Origin of the sequence: Pseudoalteromonas shioyasakiensis (assembly GCA_013391845.1) — a bacterium.
Classification (GTDB): Bacteria; Pseudomonadota; Gammaproteobacteria; order Enterobacterales; family Alteromonadaceae; genus Pseudoalteromonas; species Pseudoalteromonas apostichopi.
In genome coordinates, this window is sequence record CP058414.1 from 1,695,923 (window position 1) to 1,711,370 (window position 15,448).

Annotated in this window: 14 protein-coding genes; 6 read left to right on the plus strand and 8 right to left on the minus strand. The window is 41.8% G+C overall.

The features are described 5' to 3' along the window. Positions 1–157 precede the first annotated feature (157 nt). The 5 genes from HYD28_07790 to yegD all read left to right on the plus strand — a co-directional run bounded on the left by HYD28_07790 (position 158) and on the right by yegD (position 5,903). The gene (locus tag HYD28_07790) at positions 158–2,419 is read left to right on the plus strand and encodes a TonB-dependent receptor (GenBank protein ID QLE08884.1); all 2,262 of its coding nucleotides are present in this window, start codon (positions 158–160) and stop codon (positions 2,417–2,419) included. 110 nt (positions 2,420–2,529) lie between these two features. After that, positions 2,530–2,829 (plus strand): hypothetical protein, encoded by a 300-nt coding sequence (locus HYD28_07795; protein QLE08885.1) that lies wholly within the window; start codon positions 2,530–2,532, stop codon positions 2,827–2,829. A 65-nt stretch (positions 2,830–2,894) separates the two neighbouring features. After that, a complete protein-coding gene (locus HYD28_07800; GenBank protein ID QLE08886.1) occupies positions 2,895–3,551 on the plus strand; it encodes an HAD family phosphatase in 657 nt (218 codons plus the stop codon). Between the two features lie 77 nt (positions 3,552–3,628). After that, complete coding sequence (locus HYD28_07805; protein ID QLE10512.1) at positions 3,629–4,468, plus strand: DNA ligase; 840 nt, start codon at positions 3,629–3,631, stop codon at positions 4,466–4,468. A gap of 67 nt (positions 4,469–4,535) precedes the next feature. Then, positions 4,536–5,903, plus strand: coding sequence for a molecular chaperone (gene yegD / locus HYD28_07810; GenBank protein QLE08887.1), 1,368 nt, complete (start codon positions 4,536–4,538; stop codon positions 5,901–5,903). A gap of 53 nt (positions 5,904–5,956) precedes the next feature. Here yegD and HYD28_07815 read toward each other — a convergent pair whose 3' ends face one another. The 4 genes from HYD28_07815 to HYD28_07830 form a co-directional block, all read right to left on the minus strand. After that, the gene (locus HYD28_07815) at positions 5,957–6,421 is read right to left on the minus strand and encodes a methylglyoxal synthase (GenBank protein QLE08888.1); all 465 of its coding nucleotides are present in this window, start codon (positions 6,419–6,421) and stop codon (positions 5,957–5,959) included. An 8-nt stretch (positions 6,422–6,429) separates the two neighbouring features. Next, positions 6,430–7,062 carry a LysE family translocator gene (locus HYD28_07820; protein QLE08889.1) on the minus strand — a complete coding sequence of 211 codons (633 nt, stop codon included), beginning with the start codon at positions 7,060–7,062 and terminating at the stop codon, positions 6,430–6,432. 98 nt (positions 7,063–7,160) lie between these two features. After that, positions 7,161–8,999: a S8 family serine peptidase gene (locus tag HYD28_07825; GenBank protein ID QLE08890.1), complete on the minus strand. Its 1,839-nt coding sequence runs from the start codon at positions 8,997–8,999 to the stop codon at positions 7,161–7,163. Between the two features lie 223 nt (positions 9,000–9,222). Then, positions 9,223–10,395, minus strand: a complete 1,173-nt coding sequence (locus HYD28_07830) for a multidrug effflux MFS transporter (GenBank protein QLE08891.1) — start codon at positions 10,393–10,395, stop codon at positions 9,223–9,225. A gap of 166 nt (positions 10,396–10,561) precedes the next feature. On the opposite strand from HYD28_07830, the gene HYD28_07835 reads away from it, so the two are divergent. Then, positions 10,562–11,038: a DUF4442 domain-containing protein gene (locus HYD28_07835; protein QLE08892.1), complete on the plus strand. Its 477-nt coding sequence runs from the start codon at positions 10,562–10,564 to the stop codon at positions 11,036–11,038. Here HYD28_07835 and HYD28_07840 read toward each other — a convergent pair. The 4 genes from HYD28_07840 to hppD form a co-directional block, all read right to left on the minus strand. Then, positions 11,035–11,517, minus strand: coding sequence for a polymer-forming cytoskeletal protein (locus tag HYD28_07840; protein ID QLE08893.1), 483 nt, complete (start codon positions 11,515–11,517; stop codon positions 11,035–11,037). The two genes, HYD28_07835 and HYD28_07840, sit on opposite strands and share 4 nt — an antisense overlap. Then, positions 11,507–12,658: a M23 family metallopeptidase gene (locus HYD28_07845; protein ID QLE08894.1), complete on the minus strand. Its 1,152-nt coding sequence runs from the start codon at positions 12,656–12,658 to the stop codon at positions 11,507–11,509. The genes HYD28_07840 and HYD28_07845 overlap by 11 nt, the downstream gene beginning before the upstream one ends. Before the next feature lie 152 nt (positions 12,659–12,810). Next, positions 12,811–14,124: a fumarylacetoacetase gene (gene fahA / locus HYD28_07850; protein ID QLE08895.1), complete on the minus strand. Its 1,314-nt coding sequence runs from the start codon at positions 14,122–14,124 to the stop codon at positions 12,811–12,813. A gap of 155 nt (positions 14,125–14,279) precedes the next feature. Beyond that, positions 14,280–15,326 (minus strand): 4-hydroxyphenylpyruvate dioxygenase, encoded by a 1,047-nt coding sequence (gene hppD / locus HYD28_07855; protein ID QLE08896.1) that lies wholly within the window; start codon positions 15,324–15,326, stop codon positions 14,280–14,282. Between the last annotated feature and the right edge of the window lie 122 nt (positions 15,327–15,448).

Sequence of the window (15,448 nt, forward strand, 5' to 3'; positions counted from 1 at the left end):
CAGCGTTCGTTCAGCCTCTTTACTTCGTTTTGCACTCTCGATTAAGAGGTCCGCGCAGCTTATTACAAGGCGCGAAAAATTGGCCGAGCCCGTCAAATGAATTGACGCAACATCATCACCGTTGAATAAGAGTGCATAAAAAAGGTTAAAACCCGACATGAAAGCAATGAAAAGATCTACGTTAGCAACACTTATCAATGCAACGTTGTTCTCTGCCGTAGCAGGTACTTCATTTTCAACTCTTGCTGCAGACGAAGCCTCAGCAGCAAAAAACAACCAATTAGAAGTTATTCAAATCACCGCTCGTAAACGTGTAGAAAACGCACAGGAAGTACCTGTAGCTGTATCCGCTTTACAAGGTGACAGCTTAGATGCATACAGCTCAGCTGGTATGGATATTCGTTTCATGAACGCGAAGATCCCAAGCTTATCAATTGAATCTTCGTTTGGTCGTTCATTCCCACGCTTTTATGTTCGTGGTCTAGGTAATACTGACTTTGACCTAAATGCTTCACAACCTGTTTCTTTAGTGGTAGATGAAGTAGTTCAAGAGAACGCTATCTTAAAAGGTTTCCCTGTATTTGACGTAGCACGCGTAGAAGTTCTTCGTGGCCCACAAGGTACTTTATTCGGCCGTAATACACCGGCTGGTCTTGTTAAATTTGATACAGTTAAACCATCACAAGAATTTGAAGGCTATGGCTCAGTATCTTACGGTAGCCGTGGCGCAGTTGATTTTGAAGGTGCTGTTGGCGGTGGCTTAACAGATCGTTTATCAACACGTGTTTCTGTTCTTTGGCAAGAAAAAGATGATTATATTGATAATCGTGCACCAGGTTTTGAACAAGATGACGTATTAGGTGGTTACACTGAGAAAGCGGCACGTGTTCAATTCTTATATGAAGGCGACGACTTCACTGGTCTTTTCAATTACCATGTACGTGATATGGATGGTACGCCAATCGCATTCCGTGGTAATGCTATCAAAGCTGGTACTAACGATTTAGTAGATAATTTTGAGCACGACGTGGTTTACCACGATGCTGCTTCTCGTGCGACTCAGCAAGTTGAATCTCAAGGTGCAAGCTTAAAGCTTGAGTGGGATATCAACGATTTAACACTTACGTCAATCTCTGCATGGGAAAGTGCTGAAATCTATTCTCGCGCTGATATCGACGGCGGTTACGGTGCTAGCTACTTACCAGATATGGGTCCTGGTTTTATTCCATTCTATTCTGAAAGTGCTGACGGTATTCCAGATCAAGACCAGTACACGCAAGAACTTCGTTTATCTAGCAACTATGCTGGCGACGTAAATTTCCAAGTAGGTGTATTCTACTTTGATGAAGCGCTAACGATCGAAAACTTCAGCTACGACACTTATGGTTCAACGCCAGGTGAGTTAAACGGCTATGTTATCCAGCAACAAGATACCAAAGCATGGGCGGTATTCGGCTCATTAGATTACACAATCACTGATGATCTAAAAATCACTGCGGGTCTTCGTTACTCAGATGACGAGAAAGAATTCTCTGCGAACCGTACTTTAAGCCCTGCTGGTGGCGGTGCGCTTTTCCTTACAGAAAACCCAAGTGACGATCACGTTAGCTGGGATCTATCTGCTAACTATAAGATCAACGACGACGTAAACTGGTACGCACGTGTTGCGAACAGCTTCCGTGCACCAAGTATTCAGGGTCGTATCTTATTCGGTGATGAAGTAACTGTTGCTGAGTCTGAAACTGTGACGTCTTTCGAGACAGGTATCAAATCAGACGTTCTTGACGGCCAAGGTCGTGTAAATGCCACTGTGTTCTATTACACAATGGATGACCAACAATTAACAGCTGTAGGTGGTGGTGCAAACTTCAACCGTTTAGTTAATGCTGATAAGACAACTGGTTACGGTTTTGAGTTAGACACTGAGTGGGTATTAACTGACAACCTAAACGCAACATTTAACTTAAGCTACAACAATACTGAGCTTGACGATAAAGACTTAGCCGTTGACGTATGTGCTCAGTGTACTGTTACAAATTCTTTAAACAGCGCAGGTCAAGCTATTCTTGATGGTAATAGTTTACCGCACGCACCTGAGTGGATCTCTAACCTAACATTACGTTATAGCCGCGAAGTAGCTGACGGTGAATTTTTCACATACGCTGACGTGTCTTACCGTAGCGAAATCAATTACTTCTTATACGAGTCAGTTGAATTTGAAGGTAAGCCATTAACTGAAGTTGGTTTACGTGCCGGTTACGCTTGGGCTGAAGGCGACAACGAATATGAAGTATCAGCATTCGTTCGTAACATGTTCGACGAGCAACAATCAATCGGCGCTATCGATTTTAATAACAACACAGCAATGGTGAACGAAGAGCGTTACATCGGTGCTGAGTTCAAAGTAAGCTTCTTCTAAGCTGAAAGAATAAGTCCTATCAAAACCCGCTGTATAGCGGGTTTTTTCGTTTATAATCGTGTTTGTAACTGCTAAAGTGGCAGCATTAAATTTTGAGAAAGAGAAGAAGTATGGCTGGATTTTGGAACTACCGTGTAATTTTTTGTGAAGCAACAAAAGATGAAGCGGCACAATATCAAATACATGAAGTTGAATATAACTTAAATGGCAAAGTGACTAACTGGTCAGAAACCGGTGCAGCGCCATTTGGTAATACAGTCGAAGAACTTGAAGCAGACGCTGATCGTTTAAAAACAGCGTTTTCTAAGCCAGTATTAAAAGTGGTAAGAAAACAACGCGGTTACGAGCTGGTTGATGTAGAAACAGGCGAAGAAGCGTTTGCTGAGCCACCTGCGGGTTTAACTGAGTAACAAATTATATTTATCGAAGGTGCCACATGGCACCTTTTATTTTTTAGACTGTAAAAGGAATGAGGATGACTTTAAAAGCAGTATTGTTTGATATGGATGGCACACTTGTCGACTCTGAAAGTGTGCATTTTAATATTTGGAATGATTTACTAGCCCCTTTTGGCGTGCAGTATGATGAGGCCACGTTTTGTCAGCGCTTTTCTGGTAGACCAACTCTTGAAGCTGCAAAGGAAGTTGTTGAAAATTATGGGCTTAGTATCACTCCACAGCAGCTAACCGATGATAAATATGCTGCATTTGGGCGCTTTGTTAGTACTAATTTACCCGCCTATATGCCTCATGCAAAAGCAGTGCTTGAGCAAGTAAAAGCCAGTGGTTTAAAAATGGCATTAGTAACAGGCAGTGCAAAAGATGAAGCCTATCCTATTTTAAAAGGCTATGGCATTTTTGATTGGTTTGATTGTGTGGTTACCAAAGATGATGTTAACAATCCTAAACCATCTGGCGACCCATACCAATTGGCACTTGATACGTTAAATATAACCGCTAATGAAGCCGTTGCAGTCGAAGATACCTTTACCGGTGTCACCGCCGCAAGTAATGCCGCTGTTGCTGTGTATGCGGTGCCAAATCATTTCACTTTAGAACATGACTTTAGTAAAGCGGCGGGGGTGTTTGCTGATTTGGGCGAATTTTTCAAATGGCTACAAACTAACCTATAATTAAACGGCTATTACTAAGCAGCATTTATTAAGTCGTGAAAGCTACTTAAAACTTACAAATTTGCAAGGAAGCAATGATGGTTATGATCACTCGTGCGCTGATGTGCGCAATCACTTTATTATTAAGCCTCTCGGTCGAAGCTCAACAAGCCCCTTCAGTACTTTTAGCAAACGTCTATGAAGCTGACAAGGTCAATGTAAGCGAGTATTTAGTTAGTGAAAAATATGATGGCGTTCGGGCCATCTGGACTGGTAGTCAATTAGTAACCCGAAACGGTAACCCAATTTATGCCCCTGACTGGTTTACTGAGCCACTTCCTAGGGTTTGGCTTGATGGAGAACTTTGGACTAAGCGCCAAGATTTTGCCACTTTGAGCGGTATCGTTCGAAAAGCCATTCCTATTGATACTGAATGGCAAACAGTAAGCTATATGATATTTGATATGCCTGATGCGACAAAACCATTTAGTCAGCGCTTTGAGGACTACTCGCGGTTAGTAAATCAGCTGCAAAGTGAACATATTAAAGCAGTGGAGCAAACGCACTTTAACGATAACAAGCAACTTAGTTTGTTTATGGATGAGCTAATAGCGCAAGGTGCTGAGGGCGTGATGCTGCATCTAGCGGCTGCTAAGCATAGTGCGGGACGCAGTGATGCATTGTTAAAGTTAAAACCCTATTTTGACGCTGAAGCGGTTGTAATCGGTTATGTTGCAGGAAAAGGTAAGTATAAAAATATGCTTGGCGCACTCAAGGTGCGCAACAGTGATGGTACTGAATTTAAAATTGGCTCGGGGTTTTCTGATCAGCAAAGAAAGTCACCGCCAGCTATAGGTAGTACTATTACCTACAAATATCATGGTTTTACTAAAAATGGTTTGCCACGATTTGCAAGCTTTTTACATGAAACACCTTAGCGTCATTCAAAAATGGCTGCGACTATGGTAAATTTCGCGGCCTTTTTATTGATGTATAGGTGCTAGAATGTTTGCAGGCTTTGATTACGGTAGCTCAAATTGTGCAATCGGTGTAATGGATAACGAGCAACAAGTGTCATTAGTGCCGCTTGAACAAGGTAAGCAGTATTTACCCTCAACACTTTATACTCATCACAGTGCTTTAGTTGTCGATTTTGTGGCAAAGCACCTCACTGGTAGCCCATTTGAGCATGACTTTAAAACTGAGCGCAATGCGCTTTTAAATACCATTCCTCGCATTAAATCAGATTTAGATATTCAAGCTGGTGATGAGACCTTATTCATCGGTCGTGAAGCAATTAGCGAGTATGTGCAATTTCCTGAAGAAGGTTACTTTGTAAAATCACCTAAATCATTCTTTGGTGCTGTGGGCTTAAAGCAAGGTCAAATAAACTTCTTTGAAGACATTGCTACGGCGATGATCTTAAAAATTAAGCAGCGTGCAGAGCAGTCACTGCAAGAGTCATTAACAGAAACGGTAATCGGACGACCGGTAAACTTTCAATCAGTTGGTGGTGAAGAATCTAATCAGCAAGCACTGGGAATTTTAGAACGAGCAGCAAAGCGCGCAGGCTTTAAAGAGGTGTCGTTTTTATATGAGCCGCTAGCGGCAGGGATTGATTATGAAACTTCATTACAGCAAGACCAAAAAGTATTGGTTGTAGATATTGGCGGGGGTACTAGTGATTGTTCATTCGTACAAATGGGGCCGAGCTTCCGTGAAAAGCAGTGTCGTGATAATGATTTCTTAGCCCACAGTGGCAAGCGTGTGGGTGGAAATGATTTAGATATTGCCCTGAGCTTTCATGGTTTAATGCCATTATTAGGTTTAGGTACTGAGTTTAAATCGGGTCTTCCGCTGCCGAACCAACCGTTTTGGCAAGCGTGTAAAATCAATGATGTAAACCTGCAAAGCCAGTTTTATAGCGATGCCCATCATCGTGAGTTATTGACTCAAGTTCGTGAAGTTAAAGAGCCTGCGCTTTTTAAACGCTTAATTCAATTGCAGCAAAATAAGCAGGGTCATCAATTAGTGCAGCAAGGCGAAGCGGCAAAAATTGCACTCTCGTCAGCGAACGAATTTACCACAGACTTGCGTTTCTTAGATTCAGATTTAATGCAATGCTTAACGCTAAAAGACTTAGCTTTAGCTGTTGATGACTCAATAAGCCAGATAGTGAGCTTAGCTAAACAAGCGATTCAAGAGGCAGGCATAACACCGGATGTAATTTACTTAACGGGTGGTAGTGCGCAATCACCGCTGATCAAGGCTGCGTTAAAATCACATTTAGGTGATATTAATATGCTGAACGGGGATCACTTTGGTAGTGTTACTGCAGGTTTAACTAAGTGGGCGCACAAGCTTTATAGCTAATCGCCCCACTTAGGTATACAACTTTAATAATTTTAGGTATACAACTTTAATAATTAAAGAGTCACTTGGCGCGTTGCGAGGTATTTTTCGTAATCTGGCAACGTGCGGCAAAGCTCTGTCTCCATCATAGGGGAGCTTAATAGCATATCGGCACTAACTTCATTACAGGCAACAGGAATATTCCAAACAGCAGCTAAACGAAGTAATGCTTTTACATCAGGGTCGTGGGGCTGCGATGCAAGTGGATCCCAGAAAAAAACTAACACATGCACCTCATGTTCAGCAATTTTAGCACCTAATTGTTGATCGCCACCCATAGGACCACTTAATAGCTTTATCACTTCAAGCCCTGTTGTGCGCTCGATTAAATGACCCGTTGTGCCTGTACCATATAGCGTGTGCTTACTTAAAATATCCAGGTGCTTTTCACACCATGCCTGAAGGGCAGCTTTTTTGCCATCATGGGCTACGAGGGCAATATTCTTTTTGGCGGGTAAAGCTTGTTGTTTTTGTTCCATAAGTGCTCTTATATCAATAGGTTAATTGCTAACGTAATAAAAACTAGTCCCGTGATCCGATCAATCCAAATTTGGGCTTGTGGATGTTCACGAAAATAACTGGCTATCTTATCGCCGAAATAAATATACGTGCAGTCGATTGGAAAAGCAAAAAGCGGGTAGAGTAATCCAAAGAAAGCGAGTTGAAATGTCGTTGAAGACAAGCTCGGATCGACGAACTGAGGAATAAAAGCAATAAAGAATAAGGCAACTTTCGGATTGAGTACCTCGGTCATCATGGCTTGAAACATCACATTTTGTTTTTTACTGGTGCTAACATGAGGCTTTTCGCTGCAGTCTGGCTCAGGCCCTGTGAAGGTATCCTTTAAGGTCATTATACCTAGGTAGCAAAGGTAGGCCGCGCCTAAATACTGAACTGTGGTATATGCTACCGTGGATGCTTTTAAAATTGCCGTTAAACCTACTACTGCCAAAATAGTATGCACCACACCACCTAAGGCAAAACCAAAGGCACTTTGCATTCCGGCTTTACGGCCATTTGCAAAGGTTTGCGCCATTAAAAATGCATTAGAAGGGCCGGGAGCTACGGCAATTAAAAAACTGGCGCCTAAAAACGACAGTAACGATTCTGGATTGATCATTGGCACAAAGTTAAAAAGCTAGGTATTTGATCTTAACAAGCTTTTAGAAAAAGAAAAAGCGGGCAATCAATGCCCGCTGATTTGGGTTGGGGAAAGTATTAGAAGGTCACTGAGCTATTGTTTGAACAAACAGTTGTGCTTTGTGCTTCACATACTTGGTAAGTGTAAGTACCACCGCCTTTCGATGTGATAGTGTCAGTATAGCTGTTAGTGTTTGCCACTGAGCCTACCTTGCTACCATTACGGTATACATCAACTGTGCTTGTTGCTGCGCCATTCCAGCTTAAATCAACATACGCAGTGCCTTTTGATTTATAACCTGACGTAGAAAGGCTAATATCATCGCTACCAGGAGTTGTGCCGCCGCCATTATTGCCACCTGCACAGCCATTTGCCATTAGGTATGCATCTGCATCAGCGGCTTTAACAATACCGTGACCGAAGTAAACATCGTGACCAGAAGCGCCTTGGTCTTGTGCTGTCGCTTTTAAGGCATCACGAATTTCTGTCCCAGTACACTCAGGATGGTTTGACCAAACTAGTGCTGCAATACCAGATACAGCAGGCGTCGCCATTGATGTACCGCTCATGAAACCATAATCACTGGTACCAATTGCGATATCAATTGTTGTACTTGAAAGAAGTGCTGAACGGTCTTCAAGTGCTGCACCTACAGCAGGAATTGTTGTATCGTTAGTATCGCCTAATGTAGCGTATAACATGCCTGCTTCGTTATTAATGATAACAGCGCCGATACCACCTGAGTTTTCACAGTTATTCACTTTGTCATAGAACGAGATATTACCGCGGTCAATCATACAGATTTTGCCAGCTGCGCCAGAATCTACACTTTCAGCAGTACCCATGTAATAAGCCGTGCCTGATGCATTTCCTGAGTTCTCCATTGATGAAGTTGCAAAGCCCGCACCATCTGCTGCTAAGCTAGCCGAAGTGGCCATACCTGCAGGGTAAGTAGAAAGAGTATCAACACCACCTGCTGTTACTTCAACACAGATAGTTTCATCTGTAGTAGCGCGTTTACCACGACCAGACGTACAGCTAGGGAACTGCGAGAAATCTGCAATTTGGTTGTTCGCATCATTTGCACCTACCATCATTACTGATGGATAGCCTGCAGGGTATGAACGTACGTTATTACCATCATTACCTGCCGCAGCAACGACTAAGCCGCCTGCACTTGTGAAGTTAGCAAACGCGTTAGACTCGGTGCTATTTGAACCACCGCCACCTAGGCTCATGCTAATAATATTTGCACCTGCTTGAGAGCATAAGTCCGCTGCGTGTGCTAAATCTGAAGAGTAACCCCAGCCTTCAGCATTAAATACTTTGATGATGTGCATTGCAACGCCAGGAGCCATACCAACCACACCTACATTATTATCTGCTGCGCCAATTGTTCCGGCGACGTGAGTACCATGAGGACCACCATTATCGAACCAGTTACCAGTACCACTGTCGTTGTCACCAGTAATATTACCCCAAATGAAATCAGGATTCGAAGCATCTAGACCTGAGTCAATTACACACACTTTCATGCCAGCATTTGCATCAAAAGTAACTTGGTCTGCTTGTGATTGGTAAACTGCGTAAGGGGTCAGCTGCTGCTGCATAGCATTACCCGCGTCATCGTTATAAAGCGCCATTGGCACACGTTTTTGGTCTTCTTCAATCAGTTTTATGTGAGGGTTGTTTAATAAGCCTTTCACGCTCGCTAGGTCATGACCTGAGAATTGCGCTGCAATGAAGCCATTACCATCAACTTTAATATCACCACCGAGCTTTTTAGCGAGTGCTTTAACTACGCCTTTTTTATTGTTGTCTACTTGGATGATGTAACGGTCATTTGCTGCGTTTGCAGTTCCTGCTGCACATAGTCCACTGATGATCAGTGCTAATGCTAATTTATTCTTTTTCATAATTCGTATCCCAAACATGTCATTTAGTTAACCAATTGTTAACGTGGGTAAACAATAGTTTAATATGTGGTTGGGTACAAGAAAAATAATCCGCAAAAACGGAACAAATTATTCTAGAAAGGTGATTTTTATAACTGTGAGATATAAAAGGATGGCTAAATGGGCAAATGAAGTATAACGATTCTCATTTACCCATATTAGCTAAAAGTATGGTAAAACTTTTTTATGACAAGCGCTTATGTTTAAGTAATAAGTAAGTAAAAGGAGTGAGCATCAAAAAATGTACGCCAATTAATACAGGTGTCGTTAAATTTAAAAATTGCGTTATAAACACTAATAAACTTGCGCCACTCATTTGCATCAAGCCGATAAGTGCAGAAGCTGTGCCTGCTTGTTTAGGAAACATACTCAATGCACGACCTGCCGATGAGCCAAGTGTTAAGGCATAACCAAAAGCTGCCAAGAACATAGGAAACATTAAAGCTAAAACTGAATTTTGCTGACTAAAAGCCAGCATTATGCAGCCAGACAATACTAACAACATAAGTCCTGCTTTTAAGGCTCGTTTGGGCTGGCGCTTTATATATATGGGCATGACGAAGCTTGCAAAAATGCTCAGGGCGGCATTACAGGTAAACCAAAAAGTAAAGTCGGTGACACTGCCACCAAGCTCTGTGATTATCCAACCCGGAGCAAGGGTTACAAAGACTAAAATAGCGGACATAGTCACTAAACAAATTAAGCTATGAAATAGAAAGAGTGGTGTGGAGATAATAGGTATAAAGCGCCTTAAGTCGAGAATATGACCACTGTAAACACTGTCTTTAGGGCGGGTTTCTTTATAGAGAAACAAAACTATAAATAGGCCAACAAGTGCAAAACTGACCATGAATAAAAAGTTCATGCGCCAACCAAATTGTACGGTTAACCAAGCACCAAGAATAGGCGCAAGGGCAGGAATAAAGCAGACAATGCCATTTAAGTAAGTAATGATTTGTCCGCTACGCTCACTACCAAATTTGTCTCTAACTATTGCAAAAGCGACGACAAAAGTTGCGCATGCTCCTAAGCCTTGTAATGCTCTTGCTATCATTAAGGTGGTAAAGTCTGGCGCCAAATATGCCCAGAATGCAGCTAGCCCATAAATCGTAACACCGCTAATCGCAACAGGTTTACGGCCAAATTTATCTGCAAGTGGTCCCGCAATAAGCTGCCCAAGACCGACTGTAAGCAAAAAAATAGCCACGGTTTGCTGAAGTTGCTTTTCTGACGCATTCAATTGTTCAGCGATAGTAGGAAATGCTGGAAGATAAATATCAATACCTAATGGGCAAAAAACAACCAGAAGGCCGAGGATAAATAATAAACTGAGGTTTTTGTGCTGGCGTGACTGCATTCGCTCTCCTTTAAAACGGTATTTTATGTGCCCCTAAAGGAAAAGAAAAGCATTCACTTAGCTAAAAGTGTAATCTTTAAAACTGCTTACAAAAATTTTCCATTTCGCTATCTGGTCTGATGTGTTAGTTTTTTATCTCACATCATAAAAATAATGGATAAACGTCGTGAGCTCACAATCATCATTATTAAAAATTTGGACTAAATGTCAGTCACTGCCAAAAGGTAATTGGTTATTTAGTAAAGCTGTCTGTTTTAAAGCTCCTTATTTCGGCTCAATAAAGCCATTGATCACAGGTTTAACAGCAGGGCATTGCAGTGCAACCGTTAAAAACCGCCGAGCAATCCATAATCACATTGGTACTATCCATGCTATTGCCCAGTGTAATATAGCTGAGTTGTGCGCAGGTTTAATGGTCGATGCGACGGTGCCGGCAAAAACACACCGCTGGATCCCAAAAGGCATGACAGTGAATTATATAGCAAAAATTGACACAGACATGCGTGCAGTTGCAGATATAGAAGTACCGAGTGAGTGGTTAGAAAAGCAAGATTTGTTAGTACCGGTGAAGGTTTTTAACAGCCGCGATGAATTGGTGTTTACAGCAGATATCACAATGTATGTAACTGCTAAAAAACGTTAAGACTTATCAGCGGCTTGTTTGTTTACAAACGACAAGTCGTTGTCATCATCGGGGAGTAATGATGAACTGGTTTGTTCTTCAGGCTTAATAGGCGCCACATTATCTTCTTCATGACGATGTTTTAAGCTGCCTTCAATGATTGCTCCCGCTTCAATGCTAAGGGTGTCATGAAATACGTCACCATGGACTTCTGCGGTGCTTTCAATTACCACTTGATTGGCGATGAGTGTTCCGAAGATTTTACCTTTGACAGTTACACTATCAGCCTCAATCACGCCTTCAATCACACCAGTATGACCAATCACTAGGTGTTTAACATGTAAATCACCATCGACCCGACCATCAAGTTGGACTTCACCTTGGCAAGTAAGGCTACCAGTTAAACGGACGTCTTCAGAAATAATTGAAGGAGTATGGTTGGTTCTTTTTAAAGATGAGCCAGACGAGCTAGCTGCTGGTTGCTTTTTTCTACCGAACACGAGAAAGGGCCTTTGTTATTTTAACTGGATTGACATGTTTGCCATTCACTAAAACTTCGTAATGTAAGTGCGTACTGGTGCTACGGCCAGTACTTCCCATTAAGCCAATGACATCATCTTTTGTTACCGTTTGGCCTTTTTTTACTTTAATTTTATTTAGGTGGCCAAAGCGAGTGATGAAACCATTTTTGTGTTGTAGTTCGATAAAATTACCATAACCACCATTACGACCAGCACGAAGAACCGTACCATTAGCGGGCGCAAAAATTTCGGTTTTATGCCAACCAGCTAAATCAACCCCTTTATGAAATGCACGACGACCATTCAATGGGTCTTTACGAAGGCCAAAACTACTTGAAATGTAGTAATCGGCAGCAGGGAGCGTTTGTGGCAATTCACTCAGCAAACTTTCTAGGTTGTTTAATGCTAATAAGTTATCTGCAATCGCTAAAAATTCAGCCGGTATTTTTGATTCATCAAATAAATCGAGTGGACCACCTTGAGCTGTATCTGAACTTTCTAGCGTCGAGGCATTGGCAAGGCTGCTATCAAGGCCTGCACCCTCTAATATGGCAACGATTTCTTGATGGCGAAGTTTTATTTGCTCATCCAATACCACAAAGCTGTTGTTATAAGCGGCATCAAGGCGCACTAAGCGTTCAGGAATACTTTCTAAGCGTTTAACTTGTTTTGGCTGCTGTTCACCTTCTAAAGGAGCATGAAATTCCTCAGAGTGTTCCTTAACAGGTAAAAGCAATGGCTCTGCATTAGTTGGTAGTGCAGGTTTGTTCATTGATTCTGGTAGCGACTCAATCATGCTTTGCAATAACGCTTGTTTTTGCTCAAGAATAGCCAACTGCTCTAATTGTTTTTCATAGGCAGCTTGTTGCTGGTAGCGTTGTTTTTGCCACTGTTGTTGTTTGCTGAGTTGGTTTTGTTCGATGCTGATGATTTGGTCGGCTTGTGACATGATCTGGAGCGTTGAAATACTTAACCAAGCAATAGCTGTTAAAATGACCAGAAGTGTTGTTAATTGTAACCAAGGCGCTAACACTAAGTGCTTTACTTCGCCATTTTGACGGATCAACAGCTGTCTAGCTGGAAAAATCGTGCGGTAAAAAGACTTAAGTTTAACTAACATGGCGTACAAAATTTAACTAATAACCGAGTTAAGATAGCAATCTGATTTAAAAAAGCCAGAAAAAAATTGTAACTCAAGAGAGAAATGGCAAATAAAAAAGGGCAAATAATGCCCTTAATACTTGTTTTGTAAATGAAAATAGCGAGTTATTTTCATTTGGCAGGTAGCACTGTACCCTCAACTGAACCAAAACCAATGCGTGCAAAACCGTCTTTTTCACACCAACCACGCATGATTACGTTGTCGCCATCTTCTAAGAAAGTACGTTGCTCGCCATTAGCAAGGGTGATTTTTTCTTTACCGCCGCGTGATAGCTCTAACAATGAACCTGCTTCTTCGTGCTCTGGGCCTGATTGAGTGCCAGAACCTAACATGTCGCCAGGTTGGAAGTTACAGCCATTTACAGTGTGGTGAGTCACCATTTGCGCCACAGTCCAGTAAGAGTGTTTGAAGCTAGATTTAGATACTTGTGTTGGCGCTTCGCCAGCTGCACGCATCTTTTCAGTTTCGATTTGTACATCCATTTTGATATCGAATGCACCAAACTCACGGTTATGAGAAGACTCTAAATAGTCCATTGGTTGCGGGTCATTTTCATCACGTGTCCAGTTTGTTCTAAATGGCGCCAGTGCTTCTGTAGTAACAATCCAAGGAGATACAGTCGATGCGAAGTTTTTCGCAAGGAACGGACCAAGTGGTTGGTATTCCCATGCTTGTAAGTCACGTGCAGACCAGTCATTGAATACACAGAAACCAAATACGTGGTTTTCAGCATTCTCAATGGCAATTGCATCGCCTAATTCATTACCTTTACCAAGGTAAATACCTAATTCAAGTTCATAGTCTAGGCGTTTACAAGGGCCGAATGACGGTACTTCAGCATCTGGTGCTTTAGTTTGACCGTTAGGACGGTGGAACGTTTGACCTGATACATCAATTGACGATGAACGGCCATGATAACCAATTGGTACCCATTTGTAGTTAGGTAAAAGTGGGTTATCAGGGCGGAATAGGCTGCCTACTGCTGTTGCGTGGTAAATAGAGGTATAGAAGTCAGTGTAATCACCAATGCGACAAGGCAGCGCAAATTCGATATCTGCTTGAGCAATAAGTGCTTCGCTTAATTGCGCTTGCTCACTGGCACCTTCACGGAGTGCTTTTGATAACGCAAGACGAAGTGCTGACCAATATTGCTGACCAAGGCCCATAAATTCATTTAATGTAGCTTGGCTCGCTGCTTTAACGGCAACTTGTGCATCACCTGAGAATAAACCAAGGTCGTTTACTTTCGCTAAATCGATAACTTGATCACCAATTGCTACAGCGCCACGGAACGCTTCGTCTGAATTTTTACGACGTACTTCTGCAAAAGGAAGGTTTTGAATTGGGAAGTCACAGTTCGCTTCGTTAGCAGATGCAACCCAGCTTTTTAGATTAATATCGTGGGTTTCGTTAATTAGGCTCATACTCTTTCCTTATTTGTTCGCGCTGATGTGTTAGTTATCTATATGGAGGCAATCAACGCAATTTAAACAGTTAGTTTAAAACAGAATTTAAAACGACAAAAAGCAGCGTGTGAATATAGCCAAACCACACGCTGCTTTTTATTCATAATGATGATTTAGATTACACCACGACGCTCTTGATCTCGTTCGATTGATTCGAAAAGCGCTTGGAAGTTACCTTCACCGAAACCGCCGTCATCTACACGTTGGATCATCTCGATAAAGATTGGACCAAATAGGTTCTTCGAGAAGATTTGTAGTAGGTAACAATTTTCGCTTTGGCTATCTACTAGAATTTGATGCTTACGGATCTTCTCTTTGTCTTCTTTAACCCAAGGCACACGGTCAAAAATTGTATCGTAGTACTCAGGGATGATATCAAGCGTAGCAATCGTTGATTGGTCAAGCTTATCAAGTGAGCTTACTAGGTCATTAGTAAGGAATGCTAAATGTTGTACACCCGGACCATTGTACTCATTTAAGTACTCATCGATTTGGTTGTTGTTGTTATCTTTGCCTTCGTTGATTGGAATCGAGAAAGTACCGCATGGAGATTTAAGTGCGTAAGATAATAACGCTGTTTTTTGGCCTTTAATGTCGAAGTAACGTACTTCAGTAAAACCAAATACGTCTTTGTAGAAGTTAGCCCATGTTTCCATAGTGCCTTTATAAACGTTATTAGTTAAATGGTCGATACGGATGAAGCCTTTGTCTTCAACAATGTTTTGCTCACTTAAATCTTCGAAGTCTGACTCATAGATAGAACCTTTGTCACCAAATTGCTCGATGAAATAGATTAAGCTGTCGCCGATACCGTAGATAGCTGGGTAAGGTAAATCTTTGTGTGTTGAGTCTGTCGCAGGTTTTGCACCGCGCTCAACAGCAACATCGAATGCTTTTTGCGCATTTTCTACACGCCAACCCATAGAACAGATTGCTGGACCGTGGCTTTTAGCAAATTCAGCAGAGAAACCATCACGCTCATTATTTAGTAAGAAATGAATGTCATGTTGGTTGTAGTAAACAATGTCTTTACCTTTGAATTTTTTTAGCTTTGAAAAGCCAAAATCAGTAAACACTTTGTCCATGTAATCTGCATCAGGTGTTGCGTATTCAGTGAATTCAATGCCCATTAGGCCTAATGGATTATTTACTTCGCTCATTGTCATTACTCCCGCAATTATAAGCACTGCGCTAAAAAAGAATTATTGTTCTGTAATGAGCGGATGATTAACCAGAAATTCGATAAGGGGAAGATCCCAGCACTATTTAGCTAAAGCCTTCT

Bases quoted from the DNA above. Each gene is read 5' to 3' on its own strand.
- HYD28_07790 (QLE08884.1), top strand. From the start codon at position 158: ATGAAAGCAATGAAAAGATCTACGTTAGCAACACTTATCAATGCAACG.
- HYD28_07795 (QLE08885.1), top strand. From the start codon at position 2,530: ATGGCTGGATTTTGGAACTACCGTGTAATTTTTTGTGAAGCAACAAAA.
- HYD28_07800 (QLE08886.1), top strand. From the start codon at position 2,895: ATGACTTTAAAAGCAGTATTGTTTGATATGGATGGCACACTTGTCGAC.
- HYD28_07805 (QLE10512.1), top strand. From the start codon at position 3,629: ATGGTTATGATCACTCGTGCGCTGATGTGCGCAATCACTTTATTATTA.
- yegD (QLE08887.1), top strand. From the start codon at position 4,536: ATGTTTGCAGGCTTTGATTACGGTAGCTCAAATTGTGCAATCGGTGTA.
- HYD28_07815 (QLE08888.1), bottom strand. From the start codon at position 6,421: ATGGAACAAAAACAACAAGCTTTACCCGCCAAAAAGAATATTGCCCTC.
- HYD28_07820 (QLE08889.1), bottom strand. From the start codon at position 7,062: ATGATCAATCCAGAATCGTTACTGTCGTTTTTAGGCGCCAGTTTTTTA.
- HYD28_07825 (QLE08890.1), bottom strand. From the start codon at position 8,999: ATGAAAAAGAATAAATTAGCATTAGCACTGATCATCAGTGGACTATGT.
- HYD28_07830 (QLE08891.1), bottom strand. From the start codon at position 10,395: ATGCAGTCACGCCAGCACAAAAACCTCAGTTTATTATTTATCCTCGGC.
- HYD28_07845 (QLE08894.1), bottom strand. From the start codon at position 12,658: ATGTTAGTTAAACTTAAGTCTTTTTACCGCACGATTTTTCCAGCTAGA.
- fahA (QLE08895.1), bottom strand. From the start codon at position 14,124: ATGAGCCTAATTAACGAAACCCACGATATTAATCTAAAAAGCTGGGTT.
- hppD (QLE08896.1), bottom strand. From the start codon at position 15,326: ATGAGCGAAGTAAATAATCCATTAGGCCTAATGGGCATTGAATTCACT.